Source organism: Streptomyces sp. NBC_00483 (assembly GCF_036013745.1).
In the GTDB taxonomy this organism is placed as follows: Bacteria; Actinomycetota; Actinomycetes; order Streptomycetales; family Streptomycetaceae; genus Streptomyces.
This window is the reverse complement of the sequence record NZ_CP107880.1, coordinates 8,491,972-8,505,696: the sequence shown is the minus strand read 5'-3', so window position 1 is coordinate 8,505,696 and position 13,725 is coordinate 8,491,972. Positions and strand designations below refer to the sequence as shown.

The window sequence follows — 13,725 nt, the reverse complement described above, 5'->3', positions numbered from 1 at the left end:
GCGGGCGGAGCCGACCGCCCGGACCGCGGTTCAGGGGGTGGTGCCGTAGACCGTCTGGCCGTCGAGGTGGACGGTGATCCTCGGCGCATCCGCGAAGGAGGTGTTCGTACCGCGGCTGTAGTCGTCGGCCTCGCTGAAGTTCGACCAGTCGCTCTTGTTGAACCGCAGTTGTGCCTCGCCGCTCGAGGCCCCAGGGGCGAGGCTGCCCGCCGTAGCGGCGAAGCCCAGCTCCAGGTAGTGGTCGGCGCCGGCCTTCGGGCTGCTCATCGCGACGACCCGGTGCGTGAGCGTCCCGCAGCCGGGCACCGCCCAGTCGCACCAGGTGCTGTACGTCGTGGCACCGGACTCGCCACTGAAGTAGTAGCGGACGGTCACCTTGGAGAGAGCGACGGCCGAGTCGCCGGTGTTGACCAACTGCAGCCCGGGCTTGATCGAGTTGTCGCCGGCGGACTGGTCGTTGTTCTTGTACTGGACCTTCAGGGCGCCGCCGCCCGTGCCCGCCGGCTGCGTCGTGGCGCTCACGGCGGCGGACTGCGCCGAGACGTTCCCGGCGGCGTCGCGGGCCCGCACCGTGTAGGCGTACGCGGTGGAGGCGGCGAGCCCGCTGTCGGTGAAGGACGTACCGGAGGCCGTCCCCACCTTCGTGCCGCCGCGGTAGACGTCGTACCCGGTGACGCCCGTGTCGTCGGTGGCGGCGTTCCACGCCAGGGAGGCGGAGGCCGAGGTGGTGCCGGTCACCCGCAGCCCCGACGGCACGCTAGGGGCCTGGGTGTCGACCGCGCCGGTGTCGCCGAGGGCCTTGCGGATCGCATCCATGACGACGGGTTTGGGCTGCAGGTTCCCGTCCCACGGGAGGGCCGAGCCCTCGCCGTCGAAGACGCCGGGGATCCAGGAGTACTTGTCGGTGTAGTCCCAGACCGTGATCCCGACGCACCGGGTGACGGCCAGGCAGGCCTCGGTGACCCGGCGGTAGTAGTCGGCCTGGGTGGCCTCCTTCGCCGTGTCCTTCGGCAGCTGCATCCGCACGTCGAGCTCGGTGACGGCCACGTCGAGGCCGAGATCGGCGAAGCGCTGGATGTTCTGCTGCATCTGGTTCGGGAAGCCGTACTGGATCGCCAGGTGCGCCTGCATCCCGACGCCGTCGAGCGGCACGCCGGCCGCCTTCAGGTCGCGGGCGAGGGTGTAGAGGGCGTCGCTCTTCGCGCCGAGCCCCTCGACGTTGTAGTCGTTGATGTACAGCTTGGCGTCGGGGTCGGCGGCCCGGGCGGCGCGCAGGGCGTGGGCGATGAAGTCCTTGCCCATGGCGTTGTAGAACGGCGAGGTGCGGTAGCTGCCGTCCTCGTTGAAGGGCTCGTTGACGACGTCCCAGGCGAACACCTTGCCGCGGTAGTGGCCGGCGACGTTGGCGATGTGGTTCTCCATGGCGGGGCGCACCTGCGCGGCGGGCAACTGCCCTACCCAGCCGGGTAGTTGGCTGTGCCACACCAGGGTGTGACCGCGCACGCTCTGGCCGTGCGCCCGGGCGAAGTCCACGACCTGGTCGCCGCCCGTGAAGCTGAACTGCCCCTGGGCGCGCTCGGTGCTGTCCCACTTCATGGAGTTGCCGGGGGTGATCGGCCCGAACTGGGAACCCAGGGTCTGGGTGTACGGGGCGTCGGACAGCTCCCCGTTGTCGGTCGCCGAGCCGAAGTACCTGCCCTTGGCGTCGGCGAGCTGATGCAGCGTCGGCGGCTCGGCCGCGGACGCCGTCGAAGGCGTGAGCCCGATCGTGGCCGCCGCGAGGGCGAGGGTGGCGAACAGGGCGGCGATGCTCCGAGAGGCCCGTCTTCGGGCGGGGGGTATGGGCGCCAGCGTCATGCTGGTTCCTCTCTCCGAAATGCGGGAGGGGGGACGCTCGGGGCGTCACCGAAGCCCTGTGACCGGGGTCCCGCCGGTCACGGCGCGCCGTTCCCTCCCCCGCGACTCTAGTGGGGAGATGGTGCAAGCCTTGAAGTCGTGGGAGCGCTCCCAAAGTGCTGTAGTGGGGTGCACCTGTCAAGAGGTGTGTCGAAACTTGCGGGTGGACTGGCGAAAATCGACGGACCGGTCGTTTCGGCCGTCGGCATTCCGCCAACATGTGAAGCCCCGGGCCAGGCCGCACGGCCGTGCGCGCCCCGGTTCTTGGCGGTGACCGTCGCGGTGAAGCCGGTGCTCCACACGCTGTCGGTCTTGTACGTCACCGCGCAGGCACCGGTGGGTGTTCACCGGTGGAGGTCCGCTCGGCGGCGTAGGCGGCGAGCCAGGCCAGCGGGGCGTTCCAGTTGACCGCCACCTCGTTGGTGGAGTACGAGCCGATGTCGTCGACGTAGCAGGCGGCGGGCGCGCAGCCGGCCAGCTTCTCCTCCGCCACCGGGTCCTGGAGGCCGCTGTTGGGCCCGCCCGCCAGTGACCCCGCCGGAGGATGGGGCAGCGAGGCGTCCAACTGGTGGGCCCAGAAGCGGTGATGCTGGTTCTGCGAGGACGTCTCGCCGTAGCCGGATACGTAGGACTGGCCGAGGGCGTTGCGGCCGAGGAGGTAGTCCATCGTCTCCAGCGCGCCGGTGCGGTAGCGCTCCTTTCCGGTCAACTCTCCGGCGACGGCGAGGACGATCGCGTCGTTCGCGACCTCGCCGTTGGAGCCCCAGAAGTAGCCGTCCGCCGGTACGGGCACCGCGTAGCCCTGGGCGGCCATCCGCGACAGGTAACCGTCGGCGGCTGCCGTGACCGAGGTCCGGATCCGGTCCCGGTCGGCTGCGGGCAGGCCATTGGGAACGGTGGCCAGGGTGAGCCGACCGAGTGCGGCCGTGTCCGCCCAGCCGAATCCGTAGGCGGAGAAGGCAGTTGAGGAGGTGTGCCAGGACGAGTCGGTGGCCGCGTCCCGGTAGCCGCTCTCGCCGGTCGTGGCGTACAGCTCGGCCGCCGCCCAGTAGAACTCGTCGCTGACCGTGGTGTCACCGTAGGCGCCGCCGCCGGTGCTGTCCGAATCCGGCGCGTACAGCGCCGGGTTGGCGCGGGCCGCCGTCCAGGCCTTCCGCGCTGCTGACAGACAACGGTCGGCGAACGCAGGGTCGTAGGCCCGGTAGACCCGGGCGCACTGCGCCGCGGCCGCCGCGAGGTTGAGGGTCGCCGCCGTCGAGGGACGGTGCAGCTCACGGGGCTGGGGGTCCTGGTCGGGGCGCAGCGGCATGCCGGTCCAGGCCGCGTCGTGGATCTTGTGGAACGCCATGCCCGCGTACGGCTTGCCCTCGGGCACCTGCATCCGCATCAGGAAGTCCAGTTCCCAGCGCGCCTCGTCCAGTACGTCGGGTACGCCGTTGCCGCGCTCGGGGACCTTCAGGGAGGAGTCGCCGAGCGCGGCGTCCTTGCCCGCGCGCTTGGCCCGCTCGAAGGAGTTGACCATCAGCCAGGTCGAAATGCCGCCGTTCACCACGTACTTGCCGTGGTCGCCCGCGTCGTACCAGCCGCCCCTGACGTCCTGGGTGTAGTCGCACACGCCTGCCTGGCACGGGACGGAGGTGTCGCCCTTGTTGGGCGCGACACCGAGGTGTCCGGCCGGGCGCGCATAGGCGGAACCCACCAGGGAGGCGTCGATGGGTATGCCGCTGCGTTGGTGGTGGAAGAACGCCATCGCGTCGGAGCGCAGGCCGTCGTACAGGTTCGCGCGCAGGTCGAAGGGCACGCTGCTGCTGCCGTCCACCGTCAGGACGTATCCCGATCCCGACCCCTGGAACGAGGAGAAGTCGGCCACTTGGACGGACTGCCCGGAGGGGGTGTCCGCCCCGCGCGGGACGGTCGCACCGGAGGCGACCGCCGTCCCTGACGCATCGCGCAACTGCCAGGTGAGCGGCTGCGTCGCCGTGGTGACCACGGTGGCGCGCTTGGGGCCGTCCGGCAGATAGCCGACCTGGTTGACGCGTACGGCCGTGGTCGCCGCCGCACCGGAGACGACGGTTGCCGCGGCGGGCGTGGTGAGGAGGCCGCCGACGAGGAGGGAACTCGTCAGCAGCGTGGCGGCGAGGCGTCTGGGGCGGGGTAACGAAGCAACGGTGGGCATGAGCGGCTCCTCTGTCGATGCTGATCAGGAGAGGGAGTTGGGCAGGGGGAAGCGGGAACGCCGGGTGGCCAGGGGTCCGCGCCGATGGCGGGGATGCTCAGGCGATGCTTGTCGTGGCCGGGCGCGACGCCGGATCTGGGAGCGCTCCCAATGGGCGATGTCCCGCGTAGTGATCGATGGATCGGAGGACGGGAGGTGGACAGTAACGACGCGCACAACAGTCGTCAACTGATGCACAGGGCAAGGGAGTTGTCGGCGTGACTCGGGAAAATCCGCGTTCGAAACAGTTTCAGACGCCGCTTCCGGGCAACGCATCGCCATGCCGTCTCAATCCGACCACTCCCCCGCACCACCCTTGACCTGCACGCCAAACAAGCCTGTATTCAGGGACGTTGATGCACAGCGGAGAGACATCGTGGATCAAAAGTTTCGCTCTTCATGCCGAAACAGTTGACAGTCCACGAGCCCGGCACCAACCTGTCGACGTCGGCACGCCCCGTCCCTGTCCCCCTCTCAGGCCGCAGGAGCACCCGCATGAGAACCCGACCAGGAACCACGCGACCCCACCGGTCGTCCCCCTCCCTCATGGTGAAACTGGCCGTCGTCGCGGCACTTGGCGCATGCACCCTCACCGTCGACACCGGCGCCTCGGCGCAGGCCGCCACCTGCACCGGATACGTCGGCCTGACCTTCGACGACGGCCCGTCGAGCAGCACGCCGGCGCTGCTCGACACGCTCCGGCAGAACGGGCTGCGCGCCACGATGTTCAACGAGGGGCAGTACGCCGCCGCCAATCCGTCCCTGGTACGCACACAGGTCGCCGCCGGCATGTGGGTCGGCAACCACAGCTACACCCACCCCCACCTGACCCAGCTGGGCCAGGCGCAGATCGACTCCGAGCTCTCCCGGACCCAGCAGGCCATCGCCGACGCGGGCGGTGGCACGCCGCGGCTGTTCCGCCCTCCGTACGGCGAGACCAACGCGACGGTGCGGACCGTCGAGGCCAAGTACGGCCTGACCGAGATCATTTGGGATGTCGACTCGCAGGACTGGAACGGCGCCGGCGCCGATGCGATCGTGCAGGCGGCGGCCCGGCTCACGAATGGCCAGGTCATCCTCATGCACGACTGGCCCGCCAACACGCGCGCCGCGATCCCGCGCATCGCGCAGACCTTGGCGGCGAAGGGCCTGTGCGCCGGCATGATCTCCCCGCAGACCGGACGCGCGGTGGCGCCGACCGGCTGACACCACCCGGACGCGGCCAGGCCTTCGGACGCGCGAGCGACGAGCAGCACCCCGACAGCGGGGAGGCGCCGCTGCGGGTGGCCGCGGCGCCGCTCCACGGTCGATGCCCGCCCCGGCCTCGGGTGGGCTGTCCGGCCTCGCCGGTCAGGCGGGAGGAAGGTTCAGCGCCTTGCGGGCGAGCCGGAAGTACTGGTCGCCGCGGACCACCTGGTAGCGGGAGTCGAGCGAGCCGGCGATCGTGACCACGTCCGCCGGGGTCAGGTTCCAGGCGAGGGTGCCGATCGACAGGAACAGGGGCTTGGTCCCGTCCCAGTCGGCGGATGCCTTCGCGATCGCGTCCCGGGCGTCCGCCACGGAGTCGGTCAAGTAGCTGACGGACAGCGGCACTTTGCCCTCCAGGGCGCTGATCTCGGTTCGGGTGGTCCACTCCTCCAGCAGGCCGAGCGGACGCACGTCGTGGAGGTACTGGCGGGCCTTCGCACCGGTGAGCGGGACGTCCGAGCCGGACTTGCGGTTGAGGATCACCGCGCTGTCCAGCCCGGTCCGGCGCATGTACCGGGCGCTGGTCTTGGTGAAGACCCGGAAGGTGTCGTCCGGCCAGGGCGTCGGATACGCGTAGCCCGCGCCGGAAGGCCCGGCCATCAGGTAGTCATGCCGGGTGGCGGTGCGCTGGTAGTAGGACAGGAAGGTGGGCGCGGCGTCGGCGAGCACCGGGGTGGTGGACCAGTTGATCGGCACCGCGCCGCGCGCCGGATCGTCCCACAGCACCCGCATGCGGTGCTGGTTGTACTGGAGGTTGTCGCCCTCCGTCATGGTGAAGGTGACGTAGATACGGTTGCCAAGTCGCGGCGTCGGCAGCGTCACCTGAGTTCTCGCCAGTGGCGCCCGCACTCCGCCGAAGACCGTCAGGTTCTGTGACCAGTCGCTGGCCAGCACCACCAGGCCGTGCTCCGAGGTCAGTTCGGTGCCGTCGCTCTCGCCGCCCACACCGGAGGGGAACCAGCCCATGTAGGGGGAGCCGGCCCGCATCTGGGACATCACCCGGGCGCCCAGCTCACGGGAGTCGGGCTGGTCGGCGTGGATCCACAGCACCAACGCCCGGGTGGCGACCGCGTAGTCGCGCAGATAGGCCCCGACGCTGGGGTCGAGCCCGACCAGCAGGCGGTGGCTGGCGTGCGGCCAGAGGTTGTCCACCGCCCAGCGGTAGGCGGACAGTTCGTCGGTGAACCGGTCGCGCAGGTCGTCCAGGACCTTCAGGTTGTACGGCGCGGCGGTCAGCTTGGGCAACTGGTCGGGGGAGGCGGCCACGGCGTTGCGCAGGCCGGCCAGCGTGGTGGCGAGGTTGACGGTCGCGGGCTGGGCCGGGTCGGTGACGATGACGCCGCTGATCTCCGAGTGGTACTTCGACAGCAGCGACCACGGATCGCCGGCCGTGCGGAAGGACAGGCCAGCGGTCTTCAGCCAGGTGGTCGCCCCCTCGTCGGACTCGCGCAGCAGAGCGATCCGCGGCCGACTGCGATTCACGTTGCCCTGCAGCGTGGCGAAGAGCAGTTGTTCGTCGGCGTCCGCCGTCGTCAGGTCCGCGACGTCCAGTGCGCGTGGTTCGGCGAAGCCGGGCAGTATCCGCTCGCGCGGCCACCACAGGCCGCCCGCCGGCGGAGCCGCGGCCAACGCGGTACCGGGCATCGCCCCGGCGAGGGCGGCACCCGCACCGGAGGCGGCGAGCAGGCCGAGCATCTTGCGCCGACCGGGGTGGGGCAGTGACACGGTGGGACCTCCGCACTGGATCTCCGACGAGCAGGCGGGACAACGTTGTCAGCACAGCGCGGCATGGTCAATGCTCCGTCAGGGATTGGCTGAGCACGAGGAATGGCGCTCCCGGTGGCCACCACGGCGCAGGCCGCCTCCGCTGATCGGGGCACCGCCGTCGGGACTCACCCCTCGGCGTCGGCCAGGCAGGTGTCCGGGGGCGCGGTCGCCTCAGCACAGCGGTCGAACCAGGGCGGACCCGGCTGGGCCGGTCGGTGCGAGGCCGCCGCAGCGCAGTCAAGTGCCCTTCCGAAGGGGCGGCTTCGCGATGAGTTGGGCCCGCCTTCAGCTGACGGCGAAGGGGCGCGGCACCGAGCTGCAGGCGGGCCCGCACCAGGGAGGAGACTGTGCGCTGGCTACTTGACCGGGAGCTGGTCGACGAGCCACGCGCACAGATCGCGGGTGATCTCGGTGTGGCCGGTGTTGTCGGGCGACGTCTTGCAGACGTCGAAGGGGAAGCGGCCCGCGTCGAGCTGGCCGATGTTCAGATCGAGGTCCTGCTGCTGGCCGATGTCGGCGCCGTCGACGGCGAGGGCGCTGATACTGGGCACGAAGGTGATGGTCGGATACGGCGCTTCGGCGGCCTGCCCGGCGAGGGCATTCAGTGTCTCGGCGGCGATACCGAACGAGTCGAGGGTGCCGCCCGCGGCGCTGTCGAGCTCGGGGTAGCCCGAAGTGCGCTTGTAGACCGGGAAGCCGAGCAGCCTGCAGAGCTTGGCGACGGTTTCCGCATCTCCGCTGGGCTGCAGATACAGCTCGGTGCCGGTGTACAGCCCGCCGGTGACTTTGAACGCGGCGCTGCCGGCCGGGTTGCCGTTGCCCCGGCCGTCGCCGCGGCCGTTCGCCAGGCCGATCTTCATCGGGCGCATCGGCCAGTCGCCCATCCGCTTCAACTGCGCCACGAATTCCGTGCGGTCCGGGTGCTCGACGGGGTCCGCGGCCAGGCTCGTCTTGTGCCGCCACAGCATCTGCCGGGCGGCGGGGCTGTCGATCATGTCGGCCAGCCCGGAGTACAGGGGCTGGATGTAGTACGCGAAGGACTGCAGGCTGACCGGGATCCAGGCGCCCGAGTGCGGGGTGTCGAAGGAGAAGTAGACCGAGACCCGGTGGTCCATCCTCATCAATTCGAGGCGCAGCAGCGCGTAGCGCAGGATCAACCCTCCCATGCTGAAGCCCCCGACGACCAGCGGCGTGTCGGTGAGGTTCTCGGCGTTCGCCCGCATGATCGCGGTGGTCGCCGTCCTGGCGTTGTCGTAGATCGAGGCGGTGCAGTCCTGGTAGCCGAGGATGATGACGTCGTAGCCCCGCTGGTTCAGCTCGTTGATCAGCGGGTAGCCGTTCGGGTCGTTGAACCCCAGGTAGAGCGCGTTGCGGTCGGACTCACCCGGGTGGAAGCCGTCCGAGAGGATGATCGGCTGCTGGATGGCGTCGTGTCCCTGGGCGAAGTACACCCAGCCCCAGCCTCCGTCGAGCTGCCACGTCGCCTCGGGTACGCGGATTCCGCCGCGTGGTTCCGTGGGGGCTTGCGTCGCACCGAGGGGGTGGACTGCGAATCCGGACATGTGGAATCCCTTCCGTTCACCGTGGATGGTGCTTCCACGGGTGAAAGTAGTCCCGCCGTGACGGAAGGCAATGGGCGACGAGAGGGCGTCGTCAATTTGGCCGGAAAGCAAGATATTTGGTGACTCGTCGCTCAATAGTCAGCCGCCGGGTTGGGAGGGGTCAGCCGCCGGACACACACGAGGGCACCTGCTGGCACGCGCGCTGGGCGGCGACGGCCGCGCCGAGGCGGGCGTGTCAGGCCAGGCCCGCGGCGATGGCGCGGCGGACGGCGTCGGCGCGGTCGCGGATGTCGGCCTTGGCGAACAGGTTGTTGATGTGGGTCTTGACCGTGGCCTCGCTGATGAACAGCTTCTCGGCGATGGCGCGATTGGGCAGGCCCTGGCCGATGAGCGTCAGGACCTCGCGCTCGCGCGGGGTGAGGTCCGCGGGCAGCGACTGGGTGGCGGCCGGTGCGGTGGTGCGTACCGTGGCCAGGAGCCGGTCCTGGACCTCGCGGTCGAGGACGGACTGGCCGGCGGCGGCCGCGCGGATCGCCCGGAGGATGTCCTGTCGCCCGGCGTTCTTGGTCAGGTACCCGCGGGCTCCGGCGCTCAGGGCGGCCAGGATGGAGTCGTCGTCGGCGAAGGTGGTCAGCACGACCACCGCCACACCGGGGTGTTCCTCGCTCAGCCTGCGGGTGGCCTCGATGCCGTCCATCCGAGGCATCCGCAGATCCATCAGCACCACGTCGACCGGCCCGGCCGCCACCGCGGCCAGCACCTCGGTGCCGTTGGCCGCGGCCAAGATCACGTCGATGTCCTCGGACAGGGCGAGGACCGCGGCCAGAGGCTCACGGACGGCGGCCTGGTCGTCGGCGACGATCACTCTCAACCGGCCCTGCTGATCGGCCTGTTCACTCATCGGGGATCACTCTCATCCGGGATCACTGCCTCCACCTGCCAGCCACCTGCGTCCGGTCCTTCCGGCACCGGTCCCGCTGTAAGGGTGCCATCCAGCAGAGCGACCCGTTCGCGCATCCCGATCAGTCCCATCCCGCTGCCGAGTCCCGCGGTCACTTCACGGGTGGCCGCCCCGTTGCGGACCGTCAGCGTCGTCGACGCCTGCGCAAACGTCAGCCGCACCGCGACGGTTCCGCCGGGGGCGTGCCGCCCGGCGTTGGTCAGGGCCTCCTGCGCGATCCGCAGCAGATTCTGGGTGCCGCGTGCCGAGAGCGGCCGGACGGGGCCGATGACCGTGAGCGCGTCCCGGTGGCCGGACGACTCCAGCATCGCGGTCAGGGTCTCGACCAGCGGCAGTGCGTCCTCGCGCAGCGCGTGCACCGTCCACTGCGCCTGCTTGAGGCTCTCCTTGACCATGCTGTGCGCCTTGTGGTTCGCCTCGCGGACCTTGTCCAAGTCGCCGGTGTCCAACAGCGCGTCGGCGAGCTCCAGTTGCATGTTGATCCCCGCCAGCGAGTGCGCCAGCACGTCGTGCACGTCTCGGGCGATCCGGCTGCGCTCGGTCAGCACGGCGGTCCGGGCCTCGGCTTGTGCGGCACGCTCGGAGGACTCGGCCGCGACGATCACCGCCTCCAGCGCGCGCTGCTTGCTCCGGCTGAGGATGCCCGCCACCACCGGAAGGCCCGTGGTGAGTCCCAGGCCCCACGCCAACTGGTGGTGCCCCGGGCCGATGTGGAAGTAGAGCACCGCGGCGCACAGGAGACTGCTGGACGCGGCCAGCGGGAGGGACCACTTGAGCGGGAAGCGGTAGCCGATGTGGCCGACGAGGAAGTAGGCGAACAGATAGCTGGAGCCGGTGCGACTGACCCCGATCAACGCGGCGGACGCGACGACACCCAACGACATCCCTACGAGGACGACGCGCGGGGAGAACCTGGCTTCGGGCAGATGACGGACCAGCAGCGCCACCGAGCACAGCACGAGGAGCGCGGCGACCGCGAGGCCCCGGCCGCTGAGGCCGAGGGGACGGACCGTCAGGAAGCCGCTGGCGATGACCACGAGCGTGACGGCCCAGTGCATCCTGGGATCTCTGCGGGGAACCGCCGGGTGCTCGGACTCCGGGACGGGCGCGGAGTCCGGACGGCTCTCAGGTACTGGCACGGCGCGACGATAACCCACGATCAGGCGCTGCGATCGGCGCTCAGGGCAGGACGCGTCTCCGGCGTCGGCCGCCCGGCCACCATGCGGCCACGTACGAAGATGGTGGCCAGCCGGGTGACGACCTCGGTGAGGGCCATGAGGACGAACGCGGCGACCCACGCCTGGTCGCTGGTGATCTGGTGGGTGATGCTGAAGCGGGCGACGTCGTCGCCGCCGCCGTGCTCGGTCCACAGCTGGAATCCCATGCGCGCGCCCATCCCGATCACCCAGAGCGCCGCCGAGACCGCGCCGGCCTTGATCAGGACGTGCTCCCCGGAGACCCGGACCCTGGTGTAGACGCCGCCGGCGATGCCGAGTGCGGCGCCCGTGGCCACCAGGGTGCCGATCAGCACCAGGTCGTTGCCTCCGGTCGGTACGGATTCGAGGTACTGGTGGGCCACGAAGGCCACGATCCCCAGCGGGATGAGGAAGGTCCGCCAGTCCAGTCGGCCCTCCCGCAGCTGCCGGAAGACGACAAGGAGAAGAGCGATGTCGGTGATCCACTCGGTCGTAGTCATGCCCATAAGACTGCTGCGGCAGGGCCTCGACCACCTGGACCCATGGGTGGACCTCCGGGTGGACATCGGTCGGCCGGAGGTGGAACCTCCACGGTGTCCGTCAGCCGGACGGCGCGGTTACTGCACCGCGCCGTCCGGAATGCACACGTACCCCTGGCCCCATGCGTTCCGTTCCACGTGGCTGGGTTCCGTGGAGCCGAGGCAGAAGAGCCATGCCTCGCGGTAGGACGGGTTCGTCAGGATCAGCTCCTGCTCGTCCTCATCGGCGCGGACAAGGCTGTCGTACGCCTCGTCGGACAGGACGACCGTGCCGGTGCCCGGCTCGGGGTCGGCGGCCAGAGCCGGGGTGGAGCAGGCGACGGAGGCGGCCAGGGCCAGGAGGAGGGCGCCGGTGGCGAAGCGGATGTGCATCTGGGAGTTCTCCCTGTTTCGACGATGACGGGACATCGCCTGCTCAACCCCGGAGTCCCGGCTTGGTCACGCTCCGGACCACCGGGATGGCCTGAAGGAGCCACCCCACGAAGTCGCCTGCCAAGCCTGCCGCTTCACTTACGTGACTGCGGTCATGCCGGCGGAGAAGACGACCGGCACGACCGCCCCACCTGAAGCGACAGCGGCGAGCGGGGACTGTCCGAGAGCGGCAAGGCCGATCCCGGAGGTGAGCCCGACGATGACGGAGATCAGAGCGACGACCACTACGTGACGTCTTCGCGCGGGCCCGTGCCGAGGGCTTCCGGCTGACGATGCGCTGCGACATCGACCAGAAGAACTCCACCGAGCACATCCGGCAGGTCATCGAAGAGATCGGCGTCGACCGCATCGACCACGGTGTCAACGCGCTTGAGGACCCGGCGCTGATCGCCGCGATCCAGGAGCGCGGGCCCGGCCTGACGGTGTGCCCGATCTCGAACGCGTATGTCACGGACGGCATGCAGGCCAAGGAGGTCCGCGCCCTGCTCGACCAGGACGTGAAGGTGACGGGCAACTCCGACGACCCGGCCTACTTCTCCGGATACGTCGCCGAGAACCTGGCGGCGTCCCCCCGTGGGACGCCGCCAGGTTTCAGATCCGGGTCAGCAGGCTCCCTCGTCCTGCCACGGGTTCCCGTCGGTGGCGGCGGGCTTCTCGTTCTGCGTCCACCACTTGGCCTTCCAGTTGTGGCTGTTGGAGCTCACCTCGTTGCCCGCGGTGTATACGGACGACGCGCTCCACGCCGTCTTGCAGCCGGTGGCCGGCGGGGTCGTGGTGCCGCCGGACGTGGGCGGGGTCGTGGTGGGCGGGGTGGCGCCCGCGAACTTCACCGAGTACTTCGCGAAGTCCCAGGAGTTCTGCGCGACGCTGGAGCACGTACCCGAGGTGCGCCCGCCGTTGTCGGCCGGGGTGCACTGGCGGTCGCGGTTGAGGGACCAGAAGGTGAAGCGGTCCATGCCGTGACTGGTCGCGTAGTCGAGGACCGTCTGGAAGTCGGCCTGGGTGAAGATCTCCCCTGTGTCGCTGCGGCCGTTCATGCCGGAGAAGCCCTCGTGGGCGTAGGCGGTGGCCTGGTCCCAGCCGAACGTGGACTGCAGGATCGAGTTGAAGTTGGTCAGCGCGGAGGTCTGCGAGGCCGCGCCGTTGAACCCGCCGTCGAACGGCATGATGGAGAAGTTGTTCGGCGTGAAACCCTGCGACTTCGCCTCCAGCAGCATCTGCTTGCCGAACCAGCCGGTGCCGTCGGCCGTGCCGGCGGTGGTCACGGAGACGTAGAGGCCGGGGTTGTTCTGCTGGAGGATCTTCGCGGCGCCGATCTCGTTCTTGACGGCCGCCGTGTTCTCGTACTCCGGCTCCTCCAGGTCGAAGTCGATGGCCTTCAGCCCGTACTTGGTGATGACCTGCTGGTACGCGGCCGCGGTGGACGCCGGGTCGGAGCAGGCCTGGCCGAGCTTGGTGCCGCCGTACCCGCCGATGGAGACCGACACGTCGCCGCCCTTGGCGCGGATCGCGTCGATCTTCGCCTTGACGGCCGTGTCGGAGGACACCGGCGCGGTGCCGTCCCACGTCGGCGAGCAGCCACCGCCGCTGGGCGCCAGGATGAACGCCAGCTGGAAGGCTTTGAGCCCACTGGCGTCCATGATGGCGCCCGCGTCCGGCGGGTCGTTGTCGAGCGGCATCAGATAGGGAGCGGCGGCGTACCAGCGGTTGCTGAGGGCGGCGGACGCACCCTCGGCGTTGGTCGCCACCAGCGCGCTCGCGGCCAGCGCGACGGTGGTGACGGCGGTGGCAGCGCCCAGACATGCGCGAAGTCGTCTCACTCTGTTCCTCCTGCACGGGGGATCGAGGCGCTCGATGGGGAGTCGAGTGCGGACAGCTTCGTGAGGATCAGGGCAGCCCGTCAACGAAT

11 protein-coding genes and 1 pseudogene are annotated in these 13,725 nt (G+C 70.0%); 2 read left to right on the top strand and 10 right to left on the bottom strand.

Features of this window, described 5'->3' with window-relative positions; genetic code table 11:
- Positions 1-30: 30 nt before the first annotated feature.
- Both OHA73_RS37950 and OHA73_RS37945 read right to left on the bottom strand, forming a co-directional pair.
- The gene (locus tag OHA73_RS37950; protein WP_327657376.1) at positions 31-1,857 is read right to left on the bottom strand and encodes an endo-1,4-beta-xylanase; all 1,827 of its coding nucleotides are present in this window, start codon (positions 1,855-1,857) and stop codon (positions 31-33) included.
- 358 nt (positions 1,858-2,215) lie between these two features.
- Entirely contained in the window at positions 2,216-4,072 is a 1,857-nt protein-coding gene (locus OHA73_RS37945; RefSeq protein WP_327657375.1) for a glycoside hydrolase family 9 protein, read from the bottom strand.
- A 585-nt stretch (positions 4,073-4,657) separates the two neighbouring features.
- Between OHA73_RS37945 and OHA73_RS37940 the strand changes: the two genes are divergently transcribed.
- Entirely contained in the window at positions 4,658-5,317 is a 660-nt protein-coding gene (locus tag OHA73_RS37940) for a polysaccharide deacetylase family protein (RefSeq protein WP_443063237.1), read from the top strand.
- A gap of 144 nt (positions 5,318-5,461) precedes the next feature.
- Here OHA73_RS37940 and OHA73_RS37935 read toward each other — a convergent pair whose 3' ends face one another.
- From OHA73_RS37935 to OHA73_RS37905, 7 genes are all read right to left on the bottom strand, one after another.
- Positions 5,462-7,084 (bottom strand): GxGYxYP domain-containing protein, encoded by a 1,623-nt coding sequence (locus OHA73_RS37935; protein ID WP_327657373.1) that lies wholly within the window; start codon positions 7,082-7,084, stop codon positions 5,462-5,464.
- Positions 7,085-7,482: 398 nt separating this feature from the next.
- A complete protein-coding gene (locus tag OHA73_RS37930) occupies positions 7,483-8,688 on the bottom strand; it encodes an esterase/lipase family protein (protein ID WP_327657372.1) in 1,206 nt (401 codons plus the stop codon).
- Positions 8,689-8,923: 235 nt separating this feature from the next.
- Positions 8,924-9,589, bottom strand: coding sequence for a response regulator transcription factor (locus tag OHA73_RS37925; RefSeq protein WP_327657371.1), 666 nt, complete (start codon positions 9,587-9,589; stop codon positions 8,924-8,926).
- A complete protein-coding gene (locus tag OHA73_RS37920) occupies positions 9,586-10,707 on the bottom strand; it encodes a sensor histidine kinase (protein ID WP_443063236.1) in 1,122 nt (373 codons plus the stop codon). The genes OHA73_RS37925 and OHA73_RS37920 overlap by 4 nt, the downstream gene beginning before the upstream one ends.
- Before the next feature lie 101 nt (positions 10,708-10,808).
- Positions 10,809-11,345 (bottom strand): hypothetical protein, encoded by a 537-nt coding sequence (locus OHA73_RS37915; protein WP_266723076.1) that lies wholly within the window; start codon positions 11,343-11,345, stop codon positions 10,809-10,811.
- 117 nt (positions 11,346-11,462) lie between these two features.
- Positions 11,463-11,756: a hypothetical protein gene (locus OHA73_RS37910; RefSeq protein ID WP_327657369.1), complete on the bottom strand. Its 294-nt coding sequence runs from the start codon at positions 11,754-11,756 to the stop codon at positions 11,463-11,465.
- Positions 11,757-11,894: 138 nt separating this feature from the next.
- A complete protein-coding gene (locus OHA73_RS37905; protein ID WP_266723072.1) occupies positions 11,895-12,041 on the bottom strand; it encodes a hypothetical protein in 147 nt (48 codons plus the stop codon).
- A gap of 47 nt (positions 12,042-12,088) precedes the next feature.
- Between OHA73_RS37905 and OHA73_RS37900 the strand changes: the two are divergent.
- Positions 12,089-12,319, top strand: a pseudogene (locus OHA73_RS37900) (adenosine deaminase); the annotation flags it as partial.
- Positions 12,320-12,418: 99 nt separating this feature from the next.
- On the opposite strand, the gene OHA73_RS37895 reads toward OHA73_RS37900, so the two are convergent.
- Positions 12,419-13,636 carry a chitinase gene (locus tag OHA73_RS37895; protein ID WP_327657368.1) on the bottom strand — a complete coding sequence of 406 codons (1,218 nt, stop codon included), beginning with the start codon at positions 13,634-13,636 and terminating at the stop codon, positions 12,419-12,421.
- Between the last annotated feature and the right edge of the window lie 89 nt (positions 13,637-13,725).